Source organism: Pseudomonas sp. FBCC-B35 (assembly GCF_059133755.1).
In genome coordinates this window covers 1,657,494-1,679,001 of record NZ_CP101439.1, presented here as the reverse complement: position 1 = coordinate 1,679,001, position 21,508 = coordinate 1,657,494, and the positions used below count along the sequence as shown (strand labels likewise).

Below are 21,508 nucleotides of genomic sequence, written 5' to 3'. Positions count from 1 at the left end.
CTGTTACCCAAGGCCAGCCGTACACGCCTGCGCCGCCTGCCCCAGCATTTCCCCCGCCAACACCCGAAATCGTCGAGTCAGCACGTTCTCCGGCCGGTCGGATGAGCGCAGCAGATACGTGTAGAACCGCAACTGCGGGGCAAACGGCCGTATGTCGATGCCGGTGTGCAAATACTCTGCCGCAACCAGTGGACTGACCACGCTCACCCCCAGCCCAAGCCCGACCAGTGAGCACACGGTGGCGGCATGGGTAGCGTCCAGGTTGAGCACCCGCGGGTCGTCATCGGCAAACAGCCGGTCGAGCCGAGTGCGCGAGCCGTCAGTGTGCGACAGCGATATGAATTCTTCGCCCTTGAGGTCCGCGGGCGTCACGGCCTGCAAGGCACCGAGCCGGTGCTCCTTGGGGAAGATGCACACACCCGGTACATCACAGATGATCTGGGACTGCACGCCCGCCATGTCCTCGGCCACATAAGACACCAGGCACACGTCGCAAAACCGGGTCGCGGCCCAGTGCGCCACGTTCGGCGAGTCGTTGGTGTGGATGGAGATATGAACGTGCGGGTTCTGCTGGCGAAAGCGCTGGATAATCTTGGGCAGCAAGCCATGGGTCAGGGAAGGCACCGCACCGATGCGCAATTGCCCGGTGCCCCCGCGCTTGAGGTGCTCGGCGGAGGTTTCCAGGCTGTGCAGCCCGATGAACGCGCGCTCCACGTCGGCGAAGAACTGCGCGCCCTCATCGGTCGGCAGCAAGCGCCCCCCTACCCGCTCGAACAACTTGAACCCATTGGCCCGCTCCAGTTGCGCGATCAGCCGGCTGACATTGGGCTGGGAGGTATGCAGCGCCTGCGCCGCTGCTGTCATGGAGCCGCTGAGCATGACCGCGCGGAAGGTTTCGATCTGCTTGAAATTGATGGCCATATCATTTCTGCATGACGGGTTGATGTATTGTCATTTGATTGCATGACGCGCAGATTTTATAACTACAACCACATCGACGTCTGCCCCGATGCAGCGCGATACCCCCGAGCGCATACCGGCAACAACACACATAAAACCGGTGCTCCAGCGTCACTTCAGCTCTGCCCTTGTACTCACGCATCGCTCCAGCACATTGGCGCGATGCAGCCCGGTAATCAGGAGGCATCATGTCGTTCTCGTATAAAAAACTAAGCGCTGCACTGGCCCTGACGTGCGTGTCGTTGGCGGCGGTATCCACCGTTCAGGCCGCCGACCTGCCAGCAGTTCCAGCAGCCATCAAAGAGGCGGACCACCTGCGCGCGGGTGTGCGCTGCGACCAGCCACCGTATGGCTATCAGGACAACAAGGGTGAATTCGCTGGCGTCGAGGTCGAAATGGCCAAGCAGATTTCGCTATGGGCCCTGGGCTCGAAGGACAAGGTGAGCTTCACCTGCGTCACCGCCGAAAACCGAGTGCCGCAGCTGCTGGGCCGCAAGGTGGACTTGCTGATCGCCACGCTGGGCGTCACCCCGGAACGCCAACGGGTGATCGACTTCACCACGCCCTACCGGTGGGGTGCCAGTGACGTGGTCGTGAAGAAGGACAGCCCGGCCCGGACCATCGCCGACCTCAAGGGCAAGACCCTTGCCACGCTCAAGGGGTCGGTGCAGGCCAAGTGGTTCGAAGACCACATGCCCGACGTCAAGACCCTGCGCATGAACAGCGCAGCCGATGCCCTGCAAGCCTTCCGCCAAGGTCGCGCCGACGCCTACACCCACGATGCCGCGACCCTGGTGGTGGTCGCCGACAACGACCAGGATGCTCGCCTGATAGGCCAACCGTTCCAGATCTCCGACGCGGCCATCGGCGTACGCAAGAACGAAGCGCAATGGCGCGACTTCCTGAGCGCGGCGGTATTGCGCATGCGCGAAGAACACCTGTTCCGAGGCTGGGTGCAGCAGTTCGTACCCGAAAACATCCAGAGCTACTACATCAGCGTCTTCGAGCAGGCCAAGCCTGCCGAAGCACTTTGATCGGCCGCCATCATGGAGTTCGACGTCCATTATCTGATCGAGCAATGGCCTGCCCTGCTCGACGGTGTGCTGATGACGCTGCGCATCACGGCCCTGGCCATCCTGTGTTCCCTGCTGATCGGGGTGCTGGGCGGGGCAGTGCGCGTCATGAAGGTCCCGGTGCTGTCCCAGGCAGTGGCGCTGTACGTGGAGTTGATCCGCAATACGCCGATCCTGGTGCAGTTGTTCTTCATCTTCTATGGCCTGCCGGCCATTGGGCTTGGGCTGTCGCTGTTCTGGTCGGGGGTGGTGTGCCTGTCGCTGTGGGCCGGTGCATACCAGATCGAGAACATCCGCGGCGGGCTGGCCACGGTGGAGCGCGGCATGCGCGAGGCGAGCCTGGCACTGAGCCTCAAGCCCGTGCAGTACTTCGCGCTGATCGCCATGCCCATCGCGTTTCGCACCAGCCTGCCGGCGATGCTCAACACCGCGATTTCACTGCTGAAGAACTCTTCCTATCTACAGGCCATCGGCCTTGCGGAATTGACCTTCGTCGCGGTGGACCGCATCGCCACGGACTTTCGCGCCATCGAGATGTTCACGGCCATCTGCGTCATGTACCTGGTGCTGGTGGGGGGGCTCGCGTTGATGACTGCGCGGCTGTCTGCCCACCTGCAACGCCCTTTCCGGCAGTGAGGCGACCATGAATTTCCTACTCGAAAACTGGAGCTTCGTGTGCAAAGGGTTGTTGATGACCCTGTACCTGGCTTTGGTGGTGTTGCTGTTCACCACGCTGATCTCGGCCGTGCTCGGCGTGCTGGCCACGGTCAAGAACCGCCTGTTGGGGTGGACGATCCATGCCTACGTGGAGCTGTTTCGCTCCATTCCGCTGATCGTCAACGTGTTCTTCATCTTCTTCGGTGCGCCGATGTTCGGTGTGGACCTGAGCCCGTTCGCCGCCGTCACCGTGGGCCTGACCCTGTGGGGCAGCGCCAACGGGATCGAGATCGTGCGTGGCGGGCTGGAGTCGGTGTCCAGGCACCAGTGGAAAAGCGCCTGGGCCCTGGGCCTGCGCCCCTGGCAGATCTACCTGCACGTGGTTGTGCCGCAGTCGATGAAAGCCATTCTGCCAGCCTACACCGGGCTGCTGACGATCCTGGTGCAGGCCACGTCCCTGGGCGCTTTGGTGGGTGTGGGGGAGTTTCTCAAGGTCGGCCAGATCATCATCGAGCGTGAAACCGTCATGACCGGCGTCAGCCCTGCCTTCGCGGTCTACGGCGTGGTGTTGCTGGTGTACTTCGTCATCTGTTCGGCGCTGACCTGGCTCAGCCGTTATCTCGAACGTCGTCTGGGTCGTCCGGCGGCACGTACTTCCATTGAAGAGGTTCCAGCATGCAAGCATCCAAAGTCAGTCGGCGCCTGAAGGAAAGCACTGCGCCGCAAGTGAACGAGTACATCTACCGCCCGCGCCTGGAAGGCTTTGCCAGCGGCTTCGCGAACCTGGGTAACGTCAACAAGGCGCACATCCTGATGCTGGCCGAACAGGGCCTTATCCGCGGCGAACATGCCAGCGTGTTGGCCAAGGGTGTGCTGGACATGGAGCAGGCAGGACCAGAGGCGGTCGAGCTGGACCCTTCGCGCGAGGACGCCTACTTCAACTACGAGGCGCACCTGATCGAGCATATCGGCGCTGACATCGGCGGGCGCCTGCACACCGGTCGCAGCCGCAACGACATCCTGGCCACCCTCGACCGCCTGCGCTGCCGCGACCTGCTGATGGACCTGATCGACGAATTGGCAACGGTACGGGCCACGGCCCTGTGCTGTGCCAAGCGCTACGCCGAAGTGGTGATGCCCGGCTACACGCATCTTCAACCGGCCCAGCCAATCACCTACGGCTATTACCTGAGCGCAGTGGAACAGGCCCTGGAGCGCGACAGCAAGCGCCTGACCCAGACCCTGGAGTCGATGAACCAGTGCCCGCTGGGTGCCGCTGCCTTCGCCGGCACGCCGTTCGACATCGACCGCGCGCGCACCGCCGAGCTGCTGGGCTTCGACGGCTACCTGGACAATGCCCTGGATGCCATCGGCTCGCGGGACTTTCTGCTCGAAAGCCTGTCGCACCTGAGCAACCTGGCGGTGTTCTGGAGCCGCGTCGCGCAGGACTATTTCGTGTGGAGTACCCATGAGTTCAACCTCATCGACTTCCCCGACAGCGTCGCCGCCACGTCCAGCATCATGCCGCAAAAGAAGAACCCCACCGTGCTGGAGTACCTCAAGGGCCGCAGTGGCCATATCGTCGGCCTGCTGATGGGTGCGAGCGTGACCATCAAGGGCACCAATTTTTCCCACACCGGCGACGGCAACCGCGAAGGGACGCGGGGCTTCTGGGAGGCCGCCGAAGAAAGCCTGCGCTGCCTGAAACTGCTGGACCTGGTGCTGCGCACCGCCACCCCCAACATCGACCTGGCGGCACGCCGCGCCGGTGAGGATTTTTCCACCGCCACCGGTTTGGCCGACCTGATGGTGCGCGAGGTCGACCTGTCGTTCCGCGAAGCCCACCATGTGGTCGGGGGCGTGGTGCGCATGGCCATGGACCAGGGCCTGCCGGCCCATCAGATCACCACCCAGATGGTCGATGCCTGCGCCCTCGAGCAGCTGGGTCATGCCCTGCACCTACCCGAGCAGAAAGTGCGTGATTGCCTGGACCCGGTCAGCAACGTGCAGGGCCGCAGCTCCGCCGGCGGCCCGTCGCTTGGGTCGCTGATGCCAAGCCTCGCCCGCGCCAGCGAGCGCCTAAGCGCAGAGCGTACGGCCAACCAGCAACGCCGCGCGCGCATGAGCGAGGCCGACCTCAACCTGCAAGCCCTGACCCGGGCACAGGCGGGCCTATGAGCACGATCCTGACGGTGCGCGACCTGCATAAAAGCTTTGGCACCCATGAAGTGGTCAAGGGCGTCGACATGGACGTGCGCCAAGGCGAGGTGGTGGTCATCATCGGCCCCAGCGGCTCGGGCAAGTCCACCTTCATCCGCTGTCTGAACAGCCTGGAACCGCCCTCCAAGGGCACCGTGGTGGTGGGCGATGGCGATCAGACCCAGGCGGGAAACCGTAAAGCCCTGGCCCGGCTGCGCGAGGACGTGGGCATGGTGTTTCAGGACTACACGTTGTTTCCGCACATGACGGTGCTGGCCAACATGATGCTTGCCCCAGTCAAGCTCAAGCGCGCAACCAAGGCGCAAGCCCAGGCCCATGCCCTGGCCTTGCTCGAGAGCGTCGGCCTGCAGCACAAGGCCGGGCATTACCCGGCCGAGCTGTCAGGCGGCCAGCAGCAGCGGGTGGCGATCGTTCGCGCCTTGGCGATGAAACCCAAGCTAATGCTGTTCGACGAGCCCACCTCTGCGCTCGACCCGGAAACCGTCGGCGACGTGCTCAACGTCATGAAGGGCCTGGCGGCCGAGGGCATGACCATGATCGTCGTCACCCACGAAATGGGGTTCGCCCGCGAAGTGGCCGACCGCGTGGTGTTCTTCGATGCCGGCAAGGTCATCGAGACCGGGCCGCCGTCGCAGCTCTTCAGCGCCCCTGAACAGGCCCGCACCCGGCAGTTTCTGCAAAGCGTCCTGCGCTGAACGAACATCCTCTTCCCAATGCCGGTGCGCCCGCTTGCACCGGCCAAGCGTGGCTGCGCGCCAGCCAGGAGTATTCCAGATGAACCAAGCGACCCAATCGCTGGACTCACCGGGCCTGCGCCCCATGATCCAGATGGAGAACGTCAGCAAGTGGTACGGCAGCTTCCAGGTGCTCAAGAACATCAACCTCAGCGTGCAGCCAGGTGAGCGCATCGTGCTGTGCGGCCCATCCGGCTCAGGCAAGTCGACCACCATTCGCTGCCTGAACCGCCTTGAAGAACACCAGCAGGGCCGCATTGTCGTCGAGGGTGTCGAACTGACCGACGACGCCCGGCAGGTCGAAACCATCCGCCGCGAAGTCGGCATGGTGTTCCAGCACTTCAACCTGTTCCCCCACCTGACCATCCTGCAGAACTGCACCCTCGCGCCCATCTGGGCCCGCAAGCTGCCGCGCCACGAGGCGCAAGCCCTGGCGATGCATTACCTGGAGCGGGTGCGTATTCCCGAACAGGCGCACAAGTACCCTGGCCAATTGTCCGGCGGCCAGCAGCAGCGCGTGGCGATTGCCCGGGCGTTGTGCATGAAACCCAAGATCATGCTGTTTGACGAACCCACCTCGGCACTGGACCCGGAAATGGTCAAGGAGGTGCTCGACACCATGGTCAGCCTGGCCGAGGACGGCATGACCATGGTGTGCGTGACCCATGAAATGGGCTTCGCCCGGACCGTGGCGCACCGGGTGGTGTTCATGGACCAGGGCGAGGTGGTCGAGCAGGCTGCGCCAGCGGTGTTCTTCGAGCGACCTGACAGTGAGCGGGGGCGGTTGTTCTTGAGTCAGGTGTTGCATTGAGCAGGGAGTGCCCCTTGGGCGCCAACTGAACCACTAACAGGCACCTGAGCGACAACCTGCTCTTGCTGTCGACGGTAGAGCCGAGCCGCGCATCCACCGCGAGCATGCCCCGCGCGTGTTGTAGGCCGGGGCAGCTTAACCCGTTGCATCGACGCGCTTGAACACCGCCTCTACTTCAGGTTCCAGTTGATTGATCGCGCCGAGATACTCGATCAACTCCGCCGCCCGGCTACCACGCAGCCCGGCCGTGGTCATTTCTCCATCGAACACATAGCTGTACACACCACTTACCGCAAACGCCTTCAAACTTCCGATATGCCGCGCCTGATCCGCCAGCGTCTTCTTGAACGCCTGCCCCTCGAAAAACCGGCGCCGTGCCACAGGGTTTCCGAAGGCGACTTCCATGATCACCAGTTCGGCGCGCGCCGGCGTGGCCGTGTGTGCCACGTCTGGCGCCGGTGGATGGTTCCCATCGTTCTGGAAAGGGGCGCACAGGTGCAGTTGCACTTTCAATACCGATGCATCCTGCGCCAGCGTCGGCGCGAGTTTGTCGCGCACATACGCTTGCAGATCTTCAAGGCTTTGTCGTGGACTCATGTGCACGTGAATCCGATCGGCATGATCGAGCCCATTGAGGCGCTCGTCTGCCAGTCGATTCACCACCCTCATTGATCCGTGCGGCAGGTCGTACGCCAGCGTTTCCTCGAACATGTTCTGCTCGTCCGAAAACAGCAGAGGGCTGGCTTGCTTGAAGCGCTCCTGCTGGTCGGCGGACTTGAAGCCGATCTCCACACCGCCATCAAGTTCGTAGTCTGCGATCTCTGCCACACCCTCGGCCAATGGCCAGAGGTGTGCGTCCTGATTACGCGAGAAGTGATGCTGGATGTACAAGCCCAGGCCTGGCAACCGGGAGCACAACGGCCCGTGCACGTCGCGCCAGTAGTGGGCGAAGATGGCGTGTGGGACGCGCTCGCGTCTTTTGACCGTGGTGTAGCTGTTGATGGTGATCGTCATCGCTTGACCTTGTTGAGCTTGTGGGGTGTTTAGAGTCAGAGCTGGCTGGGGGGACGGCGTTCAGTCGAGGTCATCGCGGCTTGGCAAGAGGGAGACGGGCGTAACAGATCAAGAGGTTTAACGGCCGAGAGGTGTAGTCAACGGGAACTTCTTGATCAGCAGACCTGATAGAATTCTCGCTTTTGCGCTTGATCGTGGACTGAGCACAAGACACGGCTAACAGACCTCCTCTCTGAGGACGATTGCGGTGACCGGTCAGCAAAAAGCGCTCTACATCAGTAGTAACCGAGAGATTTCCGAATGCCCCCCGAAACGCCAGAAAACGCGGCCAGCCCCATGGATACGGTAGTGAGACGGTTTTCTGTTGCCCCCATGATGGACTGGACCGACCGCCACTGCCGGTTCTTCCTGCGCCTGCTCTCCAAACACACCCTGCTCTACACCGAAATGGTCACCACCGGTGCCCTGCTGCACAATGACGCCCAGCGTTTCCTGCGCCACGATGCCTCCGAGCACCCGCTGGCCCTGCAACTGGGCGGCAGCGTGCCGGCGGACCTGGCGGCGTGTGCGCGGCTGGCCGAGGCCGATGGCTATGATGAGGTCAACCTCAATGTCGGCTGCCCCAGTGACCGGGTGCAGAACAACATGATCGGCGCCTGCCTGATGGCGCACCCGGCGTTGGTGGCCGATTGCGTGAAGGCGATGCGCGACGCTGTCTCGACACCGGTGACAGTCAAGCACCGCATTGGCATCAATGGCCGCGACAGCTATGCAGAACTGTGTGACTTCGTCGGGCAAGTGCGCGAGGCGGGTTGCCGCAGTTTCACCGTGCACGCACGCATCGCCATTCTCGAAGGGCTGTCGCCCAAGGAAAACCGCGAAGTGCCGCCGCTGCGCTATGACGTGGCCGCGCAACTGAAAGCTGATTTCCCGGACCTTGAGATCGTGCTCAACGGTGGCATCAAAACCTTGGCCGACTGCCATACCCACCTTCAGACCTTCGACGGCGTGATGCTGGGCCGCGAGGCCTATCACAACCCTTACCTGCTGGCCGAGGTGGATCAACAGCTGTTCGGCAGCACGGCACCGGTGGTCACCCGCACCGAAGTGCTGGCGCAGTTACGGCCTTACATCGTGGCCCATATGCAGGCAGGGGGCGCGATGCATCACGTGACCCGGCATATTCTCGGCCTTGCCCAGGGCTTCAAGGGCGCTCGTCGGTTCCGTCAGCTGCTTTCGGCAGACATTCACAAGGCAGCCGAGCCGCTGGCCGTGTTCGACCAGGCCGTTGAGCTGTTGCAGGGGCGTTGAGGCGCTGGCGTGTCACGCAGGCGCCTGCCGGTTGCGCGACACGATGCAAGGCCCGGCCTGAAGGGAACCTGAGGGACGGTGGGTACTCGAACATTCACCTCTCGTACAGCCGGGCCCTTGAGCGACCGTGGGGGCTGGGGTAATGTCGAGTCATTGCACAGGACAGAGCACGCCCATGACTTCCAAGCTGGAACAACTCAAGCAGTTCACTACCGTGGTCGCCGACACCGGTGACCTGGACGCCATCACGCGCCTGAAACCGGTAGACGCCACCACCAACCCGTCGCTGCTGCTCAAGGCTGCCGCCATCCCGGCCTATGCCGAGTTGCTCACGCGCGTGAAGGGCGAGGCCAACGGTGATCTGGACCAGGCCTGCGACATGTTCGCGGTGGCGGTGGGTTCCGGCATTCTCAAAGCCATCCCCGGGCGTATCTCGACCGAAGTGGATGCGCGGCTGTCGTTCGATGAACCTGCCCTGCTGGCCAAGGCTCGCTCGCTGATCGAGCTGTACGACAAGGCCGGTGTTGGCCGGGACCGTGTGCTGATCAAGCTGGCGTCCACCTGGGAAGGTATCCGCGCCGCCGAGAAGCTGGAGAAGGAAGGCATCCAGACCAACCTGACCTTGCTGTTCTCCTTCGCCCAAGCCCAGGCCTGCGCCGACGCTGGTGTGTTCCTGATTTCGCCGTTCGTGGGCCGGATTTACGATTGGCACAAGAAAAGCACGGGCAAGGAGTACACCGGTGCCGATGATCCAGGCGTACAGTCCGTCACGCGGATCTACAACTACTACAAGGCTAATGGCTACGACACCGTGGTCATGGGCGCCAGCTTCCGCAATACCAACCAGATCGAACAGCTCGCCGGTTGTGATCGCCTGACCATCAGCCCGGAATTGCTGCAGCAGTTGAGCGAAGACCAAGGCGACCTGCCGCAGGTATTGAAGCCAGGCAATGCGAGTGAGCCCAAGCGTCATCTGAGTGAGAGCGAGTTCCGCTGGGACATGAACGAAGACGCCATGGCTACCGAGAAGCTGGCCGAGGGCATCCGCCAGTTTGCGCGCGATCAGGAGAAGCTTGAGAAGGTCATGGGTGAAGAAGGCTGATCCAATTCAGGTTGTCTCGCGGGCGGGAACTGTTCGACATTTCCCGCCCGTGTTGTTTTTACAGGTGGTGCCGTCGTGCGGCCTGCATGCTGTCTCAGATGCGCCAAGTCCATAGTCACAAAAGCTTTGCATGGCTTGGCAAGACAACCCGATCCCGAAGGCATGACCCTCTGGAGGCAGCTGGCGCCCCACCGACGGACAGGTTCATACAGCTCGCCCGGGCAGCATAGGCCTCAGAAAGCCTACCAGGAAGGAGGCAGGCTGCTCTTGACCCCAGAACCTGGTGACTCGATCAACTGCGCTCCAGCGCACTCACCAAGTCATGAAAGGCTTCGCGATTGGACTCATTCAAGCCCATCAGAATCCGGTGTGCTTCCAGCACCTTGGAACGCACCACCTCCTCGTTCTGGTCCTGAGATGGCAGGTCAGACAGGCATTCGGGGCACGGGATGGGGCGGTCGACGATGTTGAATACCTGATCGAACCCCATCGATTGCAACAGCCGGGAAATATCCGGGTTGGTGGTCACGACGGTAGGCAGCAGGCCCACTTTCTGTCGCGACAGGATCGACAGCTTGGCGAGCAAGCCAAGGGTGGTGCTGTCGATGCTTTCGGTTTCGGTCAGGTCGATCACGATGGTCGAGAAATTCAGCGCGGTGAATATTCGCTCGATCGTTGCATCGAGCGCCGAACACAAGGTCAGGCGCACTTCACCGACGAATTTCAGTACGAAGGTACCGTCCTGCTCGGCGAACTGGATTCTACCGGTACTCATTGAAGGTTCCTGCTCAACACCAATAGGGCGATATCATCCGGCATCTCCCCTAGCGTAGCCAATCCAAAACGTTGACGCAGCCCATCCAGGCTACCCTCTGCCGCCCTGACGATTTCAGGCAGCGCAGCTTCTTTATCTTTGAGCGTATCACCTGGCAAAAGGTCCAGGATGCCATCGGACATCAGGCTCAGGCTGAAACGTGGTGGCAGTTCAACCACCAGGTCCTGGTAGCGGGCCTCCTCGAACAGCCCCACGGGCAAACCGCGGCCTTCGAGGTAGCGGGTGTGCTCGGGTGTATGCAGCACCGGCAGCGGCAGGTGCCCGCCTACGGCATAGGTCAGCAACCCGGTGTCTTCATCGATCACCCCGCCCACCATGGTCACATGCTTGCCCAGCTTGCAGTTGATCAACCCACGGTTGATGTGGCTGAGCACTTCAGAAGGCTGGAACTCGCGCATGTTGCCGCCACGCTTGAATTCGAACAGAAGGCGGGTGGTCATGAACTTCAGCAGCACGGTGACGAAAGCCGAAGAAGCACCGTGCCCGGACACGTCGGCCAGGTAGAAAGCGATACGCCGCTCGTCCACACGGAAGTAGTCGGCGAAATCACCCGACAGGTACAGCGACGGGATGATCTGGTGCTCGAAGGCAAAATCACCGGCGTGCCAAGGGCTTTGGGGCAACATGTTCATTTGCACTTGCCGACCAGCGGTCTGGTCTTCCTGCAACAGGTGCAGGCTGGCCTCCAGTTCGCGGTTGGCAGCCTCGAGCTTCTCGCGGTAGCGCTGGTTTTCCAGCACAAGGTGCGCTCGATCCAACGCACGGCGCACCGAGTGCTCCAGCACCGCCAGGTCTTCAAGTGGCTTGATCAGGTAATCCGCAGCGCCCAGTCGCAATGCATCCACCGCATCGGCCATGACCCCGGCACCCGACACCACGATCACGGGTATCTGCGGTGCACGGGCGCTGATCTGACGAATCAGTTCAAGTCCGCCCATTTGCGGCATGCGCAAATCGCAGATCACAAGATCAGGCTGGTGCTCTTCGAAGACCTGAAGCCCCTGCTGGCCGTTGCCAGCCTGGAGAACGCTGAAGCCACTGTCTTCAAGATACGCGGCGAGGCTTGCACGGACCACGTCGTCGTCATCGATGATCAGCAGCGTTGCACTGGTTTTCTGCATGTGGGCGAACGGCGCCGATTGGGGTTTGTGCAGCGAGCCGGCAAGGCAGACCAACAGCTGCGGGAATTCTGAACAGGTCGCACGTTCTGCGAGTTGTAGGGCAAGAAAGCCTACCCGGCAACTGCGAGATATGCGGTGTAAGGCGCAGACGGTACTCCCATCCGCCAGGGGTTTCAAGCATCGAACGGTACGCTTGAGCGGCTTTACAGGGCAAATGACCGAGAGTTATAAGAAACCCTCACGGTGTAACCTCACAGGAAGGATGCAGCATGCCCGATAACGCCACCAGCCACAGCGAGAAACGCGATTTCATCCGCATGCGCATCGACACGCCGGTTACCCTGGTGCACGAGGGTAAGGTCATCGCTGCGGTGTGTCTCGACCTGTCCAGCAGCGGGATGCAAGTACAGGCGCCTCAGCCGTTCCAGGTCGGGGATCGGCTGCAGGTGCGCCTGGAGTCGGATCACCCTTCGCTCGAAGGCTTGCACGCCACGGCGGAAGTCGTGTGGATCGCGGCCCAGGCGGATGGGCAGCACACGTTCGGGCTGCGCATCCTGGCCATGCGGTAGCCTTAGAAATCGTCCTCGACTTCGCCATCGCGCACCTTGAACTCGCGGTTCTGCAGGTAAGCGTTGCGAATGAAGATGTACTTGTCACCCTGAATCAGCTTCTCGGCCGGCAGCAGGCTCGCACGGGTGTCCACCACGTCCAGGGCGAAGGCCGAGTTTCGGGTAGGCACATGGTCCACGTAGCGATAAGGCCGGGTGAACGTGTCCGGGTACTTGGCTACGCCATCGCGCACAGTGCTTGGGCCCAGCAACGGAATGACCACATACGGGCCGCTGGGCACACCCCAGTAGCCCAGGGTCTGACCGAAGTCTTCATCGCTGCGCTGCAGCCCCATCTTGGTGCCGACATCGAAGAACCCGGCCACGCCGAAGGTGGTGTTGACGATCAAGCGCGCCGTATCCACCCCTGCCGCATGGGGTTTGAGCTGCAGGACGTTGTTGGCCAGGTTGGTCACATCGCCCAGGTTGCGGAACATATTGTGGATGCCGTCTTCGAGAAACTGCGGCGTTACGGCGTCGTAACCCTTGGCGAGCGGCTTGAGCGCGTAGGTATCGAGCGTATCGTTGAAGCGGAAGATCGGGCGATTGACCGCTTCCCAGGGATCTTCTTCAGTGGCGGCCTGAGTAGCCGCCACGGGCGCCAGCAGCATGCTGGCGCATACACAGGCCTGGGTGACTCGTTCGATCACACTGGCACCGATCCTACGCATAGTGTTTCTCCATCAGGATTATCGGCCGCAAGCGCAACGGTCGCGCTGCTGTAGTGCGGCAGTATAGAGTTTTGCAGGCCGATAGACAGCTTTCGGCATCCATGAAGTTTAATGTGACCAAGTGTTACGTCAGTGGTGCTACGCAATGGCAGCAAGATTTAACGAGAACCTGTTGCTCGCCGACCTCATGGATGAAACGAACCGCTTCCCAGCGAATGCGCGAAAAATACGGACACAGCTCAGCGGCTGCCAGCCATGCAAATCCCACGCGAAGGGTTTACGCTCAATACAGGCCAGAACCTTTGCCGCCTCGCTGAGGTCCATGGCTTGCCAAACCTATGATGGAGAAGTGCCAATGCCTGCCCGCGAATTGCAAGAGCGCCTCAACAGCCTGCGCGAGCAACTGGATCGCAACGTGCCGCTTTCGGACGAAGAGCTGGCTGCGCTCCATGAAGAAGCGCGTCAAATCGAAGCGCAGCTGAAGCTGGAAAACGCCACGCCTGACAACAACCTGGCCGACGGTGTGAACCTTGCCGTGGAGCGATTTGAAGCCGACCACCCTGACCTGACGGCCACCCTGCGCAGCATTGCCAACTCGCTGCACAGCATGGGTATCTGAGGCATACGGCTCGGGCTGCTGCGCACACAGCGTAGCGCAGTGGCCTGCCATGACCCGCACTGCGTCCAGGGTCGAACAGCACGCGGCCTGTTGTCAGGGTCGGGTGCGGTTCAACGCAGGCGCACCCCGGCGGCGGTCACTGCCTGGCCAGGCGCCCATTGCTCACGACGATTTCCCCCATGCTGCGGTAGGGGTTGATATCCAGGCCACCCCGGCGCACATACCGGGCATAAACGGTCAAGTGCTCAGGCTGCAAGAGATTCTTCAGGTCCAGGTAAATGCGCTCGACGCATTGTTCATGGAAATCCGCATGCTGGCGGAAGCTGATGAGATAGGTCAGCAGGCTGGCGTGATCGAGCGCCCTGCCCTTATAGGTCACTACCACGCTTCCCCAGTCCGGCTGACCGGTAACCGGGCAGTTGGATTTGAGCAGGTGACTGTGCAGCGTCTCTTCGACCACCTGATGAGCGTCGCATTGCAACAGCTCCGGTTGCGGCTGCGCATAGTTGGAAATAGCCACATCCAGCCCATCGATACAGGTGCCTGGCAAAGCGACCACGCCTTGGGCCTCGACCTCTTCCAGCGTCCTCACCTTCACCCCTACCGCCTTGCCGGCGGCCGCCGAAAGGTCTTTCTCAAGGCACGCCTGCAAGGGCTCGATGCCTGCGAAAACGGTCTGGTTCAAGGAGTTCAGGTACAGCTTGAATGACTTCGATTCGATGATGTTGGGCGAATCGGCGGGGATGGCGAACTCGCCTATGGCTACCACGGGCTTGCCCGAGGGCAGCAGCCAGGACAGCTCGAAACAGTTCCAGTAATCCACACCTTGCCAGGGCAGCGTCCGCGCGGTGACACCCAGCTCCGCCCATTTGGCGGTGCGTGGGATCGGGAACAGCAGCTCCGGGGAATAGGTGGCGACGTATTCACTGGACTTGCCCAGCGGGGAGTGTTCGGCGGCAGGGTGCATTGGAACTGACCTGAAAGTGTGGAGTGGACGCTAGCGTTCGTACGGTGCGCGCCCCCATTGCTGGGGTAACCCTGTCGTGTACAGGATGACGCGTAGGGCGCCCAGTCTACCCTGTTGCTTGCCGCCTTGCAGCGCCCCTCACTCGATGGTCAGCGGCCCAACCATGCCCGCTTGGTAATGGCCTGGCACATTGCAGGCGAATTCGATGGGTGCAGAGGCCTTGAAGGTCCAGGTCAACTCAGCGCGCTGGCCAGGCATCACCAGCACCGTGTTACCGCCGCCATGCCCATGACCTGCACCGTGATCGTGCCCGCTCATGGCGCCATGCCCCATGCCCTGCTCATCTGCGGCTGCATTGAACAGCTTGGCTTGCAGGGCAACCATCTGTTTTTGATGTTCGGCATGCATGGCTTTGTCGCCCAGGTTGAACTCGTGGGGCAACTGCCCCTCGTTGATCAACACGAAGCGTACCGTCTCACCTGCCTTGACAGTGAGGCTGGCGGGCTCGAAGGCGATATCCTTGAGCCGCACTTCAACCGTACGGGTGGCCTCCTCGGCTGGTGCAGGCTCACCGAAAGCTAGCGTGTGTGCGGTGCCTGCCTGGGCAAAACTACTGGCCAGCGTCAGTGCGCAGGCAATGATAAAGCGAGACATCGAGGCTCCCATGCGTTGGATTGAACGGCGCCAGATTAAGCCCACGCGACTGCCATCAAGCTGACCGCTGCATTACAAGCGTGTCAGTTTGGTTCAATGCCGCACAGGTCACGTATGATCCTGGCACCCACGCGCCGGCTGGACCTCACTGCGGCGCGCCGCATCAACCGCCGGAGCTTGCCTCAATGAAACTGTTGATCGTCGAAGACCAGGCCCGTACTGGCCAGTACCTGCATCAGGGCCTGAGCGAGGCCGGCTTCACGGTGGAGCTGGCCACCGACGGCGAAACAGGCCAGTTTCTGGCCCTGACGGGCGATCATGACCTGCTGATCCTGGATGTGATGCTGCCAGGGCGCGACGGCTGGCAGATCCTCAAGGCCGTGCGGCAAGCCGGTATCGATACGCCCGTGCTGTTCCTGACCGCCCGCGATGCCGTCGAGGACCGGGTACATGGCTTGGAACTGGGCGCTGATGATTACCTGATCAAGCCATTCGCCTTCTCGGAGCTGCTAGCGCGCGTGCGCAGCCTGCTCAGGCGCGGCTCCACGCCCAGTGCCGATACCTTGCTGACGGTAGCAGACCTGCGCCTTGACCTGATTCGTCGACGTGTCGAGCGCGGCGGCCAGCGCATCGACCTGACCGCCAAGGAGTTCGGTTTGCTCGAACTGCTGCTGCGCCGTCAGGGCGAGGTGCTGTCCAAGGCGCTCATTGCGTCCCAGGTTTGGGACATGAACTTTGCCAGCGACACCAACGTGATCGAAGTGGCCATCCGCCGACTGCGGGCCAAGGTGGACGATGCCTACGAGGACAAGCTGATCCATACGGTACGCGGCATGGGTTATGTGCTGGAAGTGCGCCCATCGTGAGGCGCCGCATTTCGCTGACCAGTCGCCTGGCGCTGCTGTTCGCTGCCTGCACCGCTGCGGTTTCGCTCGGGGCGGGCCTGGTGTTCAATCAGGCCAGCGAGCAGCATTTCATCGAACTTGACCAGCAGTTGCTGGCCTCGCGCTTGTCGTTGTTGCGCCGTCACCTGACGGACGTCGGCACGCAGGCCGACCTGCAAACCCGCCTGCCGGCCCTGCGCGAGGAGCTGAGCCATCAGGCCGACCTGTCCGTGCGGGTCACCTCGGGTGGGGGCGTCACTTGGTTCGAGAGCCAGGCCGGCCTCCCCCCGGCGCCCTCCTCCACGGGGTTGAACACGCTGCATGCGCAGGGCATTGACTACCGCAGCCTTGCTGTGGCGCTGATACCAGGCAGCGCGACCTCGCCGCAACTTGTGTTGTACCTCGACATCACCCATCACCAGCATTTTCTGCAAGGCATGCAGCGCCTGATCTGGCTGACAGTCGGACTGTCGGCGCTGGTCACCGCCCTGCTGGGGGCCTGGGCGGCGCGCAGCGGCCTGCGGCCCTTGAGGCAGATGGGCCGCATCACCGCACGCGTCTCTGCCCGTTCGCTCACCACCCGGCTACCCGTGGAGCAAATGCCCGCCGAACTGGCTCAATTGGCTGACAGCCTCAATGCCATGCTGCAGCGCCTGGACGATGCGTTTCAGCGCCTGTCGGCGTTTTCGGCCGACATCGCCCATGAGCTGCGCACGCCGCTGTCCAACCTGCTGACCCACACCCAGGTCACCCTGACTCGCCCACGCAGCCTCGACACCTACCGAGAGGCCTTGCACGACAACCTCGAAGAATTGCAGGCGATGGCGCAGATGATCAATGACATGCTCTTTCTCGCCAAGGCTGACCAGGGACTACTCACACCAGGTGACACCCCACTTGCCCTGCATGATGAAGTGGATTCTCTACTGGAGTTTTACGCCCTGGCTGCTGAAGAAGCGGCCGTGCAGCTGACACGCGAGGGACAGGCGTGGCTGCCCGGCGACAGGACCATGCTGCGCCGGGCGCTCTCCAACTTGCTCGACAACGCCCTGCGTTTCACGCCGACGGGGGGACAGGTGCGGATCACGCTGGCGACAGGACCGCGCATCACCGTGAGCAATACCGGCAGCGCCATCGAGGCGACGGCATTGCCTAGGCTGTTCGATCGTTTCTACCGGGTGGACCCGTCCAGGCATGAAGGCGGGGGCGAACATGCCGGGCTGGGCCTGGCGATCACGCGCTCGATCGTGCAGGCCCATGGCGGGCGGATTCAGGTGGCGTGCGAGGCGGGGTGGACCCGCTTCACGCTCGATTTCTCAGGCCGGTAAAGGCTTGGTCAAACCGCCAGGCCAATGGCCGGTTGTACCTGGGAAGCCCGGTAGGCTGGGTAGAGGGTAGCCAGGAAGCTCATCACCAGCCCTGCCGCGCAGATCATCACCACATCTCCGCTTTGCAGCTCCGAGGGCAGGCTGCTGATGAAGTACACGTCGGAGGTGAAGATATGCTGACCGCTGATGCGCTCCAGCCAGCCCACGATCTGGCTCACGTTGAGCGCGGCGATGACCCCGAGCACCCCACCGATCAGCGTGCCGACGACGCCGATCAAGCTGCCCTGGACCATGAATGTCCCCATGATCTGCGCAGGCGTTGCCCCCAGGGTGCGCAGGATGGCGATATCCGGCCCTTTGTCGTTCACCACCATGACCAAGGTGGCGATGATGTTGAACGCGGCCACGGCGATGATCATCAGCAACAACAGGCCGATCATGGTCTTTTCCATCTTCATGGCGCTGAACAGGCTGCCTTGGGTGTGGGACCAGTCATCTGCCCGGTAGCCCTCGCCAAGCTGCGCTGCGATGGCCTTGGAGACTTGCGGGGCGGCATACAGGTCATGCAGCTTCAGCCGCACACCTTGAACCTGGCCGGGTGCCCAACGCTGCATGGTCGCGGCATCGGCCATGTGAATGTAGGCCTGGGAGCCATCGAGCTCGGCGCCCACCTTGAAAATGCCCACCACGGTCAAGCGCTGCATGCGTGGGGTGATCCCGCCAGGCTCGCTGCTGATCTCTGGCACGATCAAGGTCAGTTTGTCCCCGGTATTCAGGCGAAAACGGCGGGCCGTCAGCTCGCCAATCACCACGCCGAACTCGCCAGGCTGCAAGTCCTGCAAGCGGCCTTGAACGATGTGCCGCCCTACGATCGAAACCTTGTTTTCCTCGGCCGGATCGATACCGCCCACCTGAATGGGTTGCATGGCGCCCTTGTAGGACAACATGCCTTCCATCTCGGTGATCGGGGCCGCGGCAACCACGGCAGGGTTTTTCATGGCCGCATCGGCCACCTGCTGCCAGTTGTCCAGCGGCTGCTGGCCCAGAATGGCCGCGTGGGGGACCAAGCCCAGGATGCGCGAGCTCATTTCGCGCTGGAAGCCGTTCATCACCGACAGCACCACGATCATGGCCAGCACGCCCAGGGACAGGCCGATCATCGAGGTCATGGAGATGAACGAGATGAAATGGTTGCGACGCTTGGCCCGGGTATAGCGCGCGCCGATGAAGATGGGCAGGGGTCTGAACATGTGCGAATACACCCAATCAAAACAGGTCGCGGGATGAAAGGGTCATCCCGCTCGGTCGGTCAGATCGCCACCAGGTGGCCATTGTCGAGTTTCAGTACACGGTCCATCTGACGCGCAAGGCTCAGGTCGTGGGTCACCACCAGGAACGCCGTGCGCGAAGCACTGGACAGTTCCTGCATCAATTCCTGGATGCCTTGGGCAGTGTGGTGATCGAGGTTCCCGGTGGGTTCGTCCAGCATCACAAGGCCCGGGCGGTTGACCAGCGCACGCGCAATGGCCACCCGCTGACGCTCACCGCCAGACAGCTCGGCCGGCTTGTGATTGAGGCGATGCCCCAGCCCAACGCGTTTGAGCAGCGCCTCGGCACGTTCACGCGCCTCTGGGATAGCGGTACGGCCGATGAGCAGCGGCATGCACACGTTCTCCAGGGCCGTGAATTCGGGCAGCAGGTGATGAAACTGGTACACGAAGCCCAACTCGCGGTTGCGCAGCAGGCCACGGGCGCGCTCGCCCAACGCCGACAGCTCCTCGCCGGCCAACCACACGCTGCCCTGTGTGGGGCGATCCAGGCCGCCCAGCAGGTTGAGCAAGGTGCTCTTGCCCGACCCCGAACTGCCGACGATGGCGATGCGCTCGCCGGCGTGCAGTTCCAGGTTCAGGCCAGACAACACCTGCACCGACTCGGGGCCCTCGTCGTAGGACTTGCCCAGGTTGCGGCAACTCAGAACGGCTTTATCACTCATGCGCGACTCACTCATAACGTAACGCCTCTGCCGGCTGGGTGCGTGCCGCACGCCAGGCAGGGTACAGGGTGGCGAAGAAACTCAGGACCAATGCCGCACCACAGACCATGTACACGTCCTGGGCCTGGATCTGCGAGGGCAGGTAATCGATGAAATACACGTCGGCGTTGAGGAATTTGTGGCCGATCAAATGCTCGATCCCGGCGATGGCCGTACTGACGTTGAGCGCGGCGATGATGCCCACCACGGCGCCGATCAACGTGCCCACGACACCGATCACGGTGCCCTGCACCATGAAGATGAGCATGATCTGCCCGGGGGTGGCACCCAACGTGCGCAGAATGGCGATGTCCCCTCGCTTGTCGTTGACCACCATCACCAGCGTGGAAATGATGTTGAACGCGGCAACAGCGACGATCAGCAGCAACAGCAGGCCGATCATGGCTTTTTCCATGCGAATGGCCTGGTAGAGGTTGCCATGGGTACGGGTCCAGTCGCGGCTGTAGAAGTCCTGGTCGCCCAGCTGTTGGGCGATGTCGTAAGCCACCCGCGGGGCCTGGAACAGGTCATCGAACTTCAAGCGCAGGCCCTGCACCTGGTCGGGCTTCCAGCGGTGCAGGCGCGACAGGTCGGCGATGTTGGTCAGCCCCAGGTAACCGTCGATTTCGCCGGCTCCCACATGGAAGGTGCCGACCACGGTGAAGCGCTTCATGCGCGGGAACATGCCGGCCGGTGTAACGCTGACCTCCGGGGCCACGAAGGTGAGTTTGTCACCGACGGCCACGCCCAGCTTGGCTGCCGCCTTGTCGCCGATCATGATGCCCCACTCACCGGGCGCCAACTGGTCCAGCCGGCCCTGCTGGACGAAGTTATCGATGATCGATACCTCCCGTTCCCGGGCCGGATCGATGCCGTTGAGCAACACCTTCTGCACCTTGCCGTCATGGGTAAGCAAACCCTGCATCTGGGTGAAGGGCGCGACCGCCACCACCTGCGGATTCTGCTTTACTTGTTCGGCAAGGGCAGGCCAGTCGGCGATGGGCTGGCCGCTCTCGAGCGTGGCGTGAGGGATCATGCCCAACACGCGGGTGCGCATCTCGTGGTCGAACCCGTTCATCACCGACAGCACCACGATCATGACTACCACGCCCAGGGCGAGGCCGATCATCGAGGTCAGGGAAATGAACGAGACGAAGTGATTGCGACGTTTGGCACGGGTATAACGCGTGCCGATGAATGCGAAAAGAGGTCTGAACATGTCGGGGCTTGTTCGGATGGAAGGGAACGTCCTTGTGGCGAGGCGCCTACGGCGGCTTTACACTCGGACCACCGCCGCTACCATGGGTTCGCCATGACGACATTAGACGAAGAAGATCGCCGCGAATACTACCGCATTGCTGATCGGATCGCACTTCAAATCAGCCCATTGAGCGCGGCCCAAGCCCTTGATCCAGATGTGTTGCAGGATGATTCCCCACTGTTCAATCTGCTCAGCGAGCTGCACCTGTCCGACTTCGAGGCCCAGCACCTGCTGCGCCAGCTCAGCGACAAGGACCGCACCCTCGCAGCGTTTCTGCGGGTACAGAACAAGCGCCTGGACGTGCTCAGCGCCGTGGTCGCCCATACCCTGCTGGGCGAGGTAGGCCAACCGCAGGCAGTGGTGATGTCCGAAGGCGGTCTGGAGTGCGTCCAGCCAGGGCCTTTTGCACCGGGTACCCAAGTGAAGGTACAAATGGTGCTGATGCCACGCGCCCATGGCCTGCTGTTGCGTGGCAAGATCACCCATTGCGAGGCCAGGCCCGAGGAGGGCTTCGAGGTCGGCATCGAGTTCATCGACATGGTCGATGCCCAGCGCCAGCTGCTTGCCCGCTACATCCTGCAGCGCCAGCAGCAGCAAAGACGCCAGCAACTGGAACAGAACGCCCCATCACCCTGACTCCATTTTT

At 62.2% G+C, this 21,508-nt stretch carries 23 protein-coding genes; 13 read left to right on the top strand and 10 right to left on the bottom strand.

Translation table 11 applies throughout. The features are described from left to right. Positions 1-3: 3 nt before the first annotated feature. Positions 4-921 carry a LysR substrate-binding domain-containing protein gene (locus NMB38_RS07500; RefSeq protein WP_241194968.1) on the bottom strand — a complete coding sequence of 306 codons (918 nt, stop codon included), beginning with the start codon at positions 919-921 and terminating at the stop codon, positions 4-6. Positions 922-1,148: 227 nt separating this feature from the next. Between NMB38_RS07500 and NMB38_RS07495 the strand changes: the two genes are divergently transcribed. From NMB38_RS07495 to NMB38_RS07470, 6 genes are all read left to right on the top strand, one after another. Then, positions 1,149-1,994: a transporter substrate-binding domain-containing protein gene (locus NMB38_RS07495; protein WP_028687316.1), complete on the top strand. Its 846-nt coding sequence runs from the start codon at positions 1,149-1,151 to the stop codon at positions 1,992-1,994. 12 nt (positions 1,995-2,006) lie between these two features. Beyond that, positions 2,007-2,669, top strand: a complete 663-nt coding sequence (locus NMB38_RS07490; protein ID WP_027915016.1) for an amino acid ABC transporter permease — start codon at positions 2,007-2,009, stop codon at positions 2,667-2,669. Between the two features lie 7 nt (positions 2,670-2,676). Continuing rightward, on the top strand, positions 2,677-3,396 hold the full coding sequence (locus NMB38_RS07485; RefSeq protein ID WP_027915017.1) for an amino acid ABC transporter permease: 720 nt from the start codon (positions 2,677-2,679) through the stop codon (positions 3,394-3,396). Continuing rightward, positions 3,366-4,868, top strand: coding sequence for an argininosuccinate lyase (argH, locus tag NMB38_RS07480; protein WP_027915018.1), 1,503 nt, complete (start codon positions 3,366-3,368; stop codon positions 4,866-4,868). Before NMB38_RS07485 ends, argH begins: the two co-directional genes overlap by 31 nt. Beyond that, entirely contained in the window at positions 4,865-5,605 is a 741-nt protein-coding gene (locus NMB38_RS07475) for an amino acid ABC transporter ATP-binding protein (protein ID WP_490806049.1), read from the top strand. The genes argH and NMB38_RS07475 overlap by 4 nt, the downstream gene beginning before the upstream one ends. Positions 5,606-5,684: 79 nt before the next feature. Further along, complete coding sequence (locus NMB38_RS07470; RefSeq protein WP_049696297.1) at positions 5,685-6,455, top strand: amino acid ABC transporter ATP-binding protein; 771 nt, start codon at positions 5,685-5,687, stop codon at positions 6,453-6,455. Between the two features lie 135 nt (positions 6,456-6,590). Here NMB38_RS07470 and NMB38_RS07465 read toward each other — a convergent pair whose 3' ends face one another. Further along, positions 6,591-7,469: a hypothetical protein gene (locus NMB38_RS07465; RefSeq protein ID WP_490806048.1), complete on the bottom strand. Its 879-nt coding sequence runs from the start codon at positions 7,467-7,469 to the stop codon at positions 6,591-6,593. A 300-nt stretch (positions 7,470-7,769) separates the two neighbouring features. Between NMB38_RS07465 and dusA the strand changes: the two genes are divergently transcribed. Further along, positions 7,770-8,780 carry a tRNA dihydrouridine(20/20a) synthase DusA gene (gene dusA, locus NMB38_RS07460; RefSeq protein ID WP_165919262.1) on the top strand — a complete coding sequence of 337 codons (1,011 nt, stop codon included), beginning with the start codon at positions 7,770-7,772 and terminating at the stop codon, positions 8,778-8,780. 175 nt (positions 8,781-8,955) lie between these two features. Then, positions 8,956-9,882: a transaldolase gene (tal, locus tag NMB38_RS07455; RefSeq protein ID WP_494354933.1), complete on the top strand. Its 927-nt coding sequence runs from the start codon at positions 8,956-8,958 to the stop codon at positions 9,880-9,882. A gap of 292 nt (positions 9,883-10,174) precedes the next feature. Here tal and rssC read toward each other — a convergent pair whose 3' ends face one another. Together rssC and rssB are read right to left on the bottom strand one after the other, a co-directional pair. Further along, positions 10,175-10,657: an anti-sigma factor antagonist RssC gene (rssC, locus tag NMB38_RS07450; RefSeq protein WP_027915070.1), complete on the bottom strand. Its 483-nt coding sequence runs from the start codon at positions 10,655-10,657 to the stop codon at positions 10,175-10,177. Continuing rightward, the gene (gene rssB / locus NMB38_RS07445) at positions 10,654-11,838 is read right to left on the bottom strand and encodes a two-component system response regulator RssB (protein WP_027915071.1); all 1,185 of its coding nucleotides are present in this window, start codon (positions 11,836-11,838) and stop codon (positions 10,654-10,656) included. The genes rssC and rssB overlap by 4 nt, the downstream gene beginning before the upstream one ends. A gap of 269 nt (positions 11,839-12,107) precedes the next feature. On the opposite strand from rssB, the gene NMB38_RS07440 reads away from it, so the two are divergent. After that, positions 12,108-12,407 (top strand): PilZ domain-containing protein, encoded by a 300-nt coding sequence (locus tag NMB38_RS07440; protein WP_088523567.1) that lies wholly within the window; start codon positions 12,108-12,110, stop codon positions 12,405-12,407. Between the two features lie 2 nt (positions 12,408-12,409). Here NMB38_RS07440 and NMB38_RS07435 read toward each other — a convergent pair whose 3' ends face one another. Then, the gene (locus tag NMB38_RS07435) at positions 12,410-13,117 is read right to left on the bottom strand and encodes an MlaA family lipoprotein (protein WP_027915073.1); all 708 of its coding nucleotides are present in this window, start codon (positions 13,115-13,117) and stop codon (positions 12,410-12,412) included. A 355-nt stretch (positions 13,118-13,472) separates the two neighbouring features. On the opposite strand from NMB38_RS07435, the gene NMB38_RS07430 reads away from it, so the two are divergent. After that, on the top strand, positions 13,473-13,736 hold the full coding sequence (locus tag NMB38_RS07430; RefSeq protein WP_023534264.1) for a DUF4404 family protein: 264 nt from the start codon (positions 13,473-13,475) through the stop codon (positions 13,734-13,736). Between the two features lie 136 nt (positions 13,737-13,872). Here the strand turns inward: NMB38_RS07430 and queF are convergent, their stop codons facing one another. Together queF and NMB38_RS07420 are read right to left on the bottom strand one after the other, a co-directional pair. After that, positions 13,873-14,703 carry an NADPH-dependent 7-cyano-7-deazaguanine reductase QueF gene (gene queF, locus NMB38_RS07425; RefSeq protein ID WP_345956696.1) on the bottom strand — a complete coding sequence of 277 codons (831 nt, stop codon included), beginning with the start codon at positions 14,701-14,703 and terminating at the stop codon, positions 13,873-13,875. 138 nt (positions 14,704-14,841) lie between these two features. Continuing rightward, positions 14,842-15,357 carry a cupredoxin domain-containing protein gene (locus NMB38_RS07420; RefSeq protein ID WP_236166953.1) on the bottom strand — a complete coding sequence of 172 codons (516 nt, stop codon included), beginning with the start codon at positions 15,355-15,357 and terminating at the stop codon, positions 14,842-14,844. Positions 15,358-15,542: 185 nt separating this feature from the next. On the opposite strand from NMB38_RS07420, the gene NMB38_RS07415 reads away from it, so the two are divergent. Both NMB38_RS07415 and NMB38_RS07410 read left to right on the top strand, forming a co-directional pair. Next, positions 15,543-16,223 (top strand): heavy metal response regulator transcription factor, encoded by a 681-nt coding sequence (locus NMB38_RS07415; RefSeq protein ID WP_027915076.1) that lies wholly within the window; start codon positions 15,543-15,545, stop codon positions 16,221-16,223. Then, positions 16,220-17,569, top strand: a complete 1,350-nt coding sequence (locus NMB38_RS07410) for a heavy metal sensor histidine kinase (protein ID WP_125922367.1) — start codon at positions 16,220-16,222, stop codon at positions 17,567-17,569. The genes NMB38_RS07415 and NMB38_RS07410 overlap by 4 nt, the downstream gene beginning before the upstream one ends. A gap of 8 nt (positions 17,570-17,577) precedes the next feature. On the opposite strand, the gene NMB38_RS07405 is transcribed toward NMB38_RS07410, so the two are convergent. Genes NMB38_RS07405 through NMB38_RS07395 form a run of 3 tightly spaced genes read right to left on the bottom strand, consistent with a single transcriptional unit; the run spans position 17,578 to position 20,820 of the window. Further along, positions 17,578-18,819, bottom strand: coding sequence for a lipoprotein-releasing ABC transporter permease subunit (locus NMB38_RS07405; RefSeq protein WP_023534194.1), 1,242 nt, complete (start codon positions 18,817-18,819; stop codon positions 17,578-17,580). 59 nt (positions 18,820-18,878) lie between these two features. Continuing rightward, positions 18,879-19,562, bottom strand: a complete 684-nt coding sequence (gene lolD, locus NMB38_RS07400) for a lipoprotein-releasing ABC transporter ATP-binding protein LolD (protein ID WP_174435400.1) — start codon at positions 19,560-19,562, stop codon at positions 18,879-18,881. Positions 19,563-19,569: 7 nt separating this feature from the next. Then, positions 19,570-20,820 carry a lipoprotein-releasing ABC transporter permease subunit gene (locus tag NMB38_RS07395; RefSeq protein WP_027915079.1) on the bottom strand — a complete coding sequence of 417 codons (1,251 nt, stop codon included), beginning with the start codon at positions 20,818-20,820 and terminating at the stop codon, positions 19,570-19,572. Positions 20,821-20,913: 93 nt separating this feature from the next. Between NMB38_RS07395 and NMB38_RS07390 the strand changes: the two genes are divergently transcribed. Further along, on the top strand, positions 20,914-21,498 hold the full coding sequence (locus NMB38_RS07390; RefSeq protein WP_104926032.1) for a PilZ domain-containing protein: 585 nt from the start codon (positions 20,914-20,916) through the stop codon (positions 21,496-21,498). Positions 21,499-21,508: the final 10 nt, after the last annotated feature.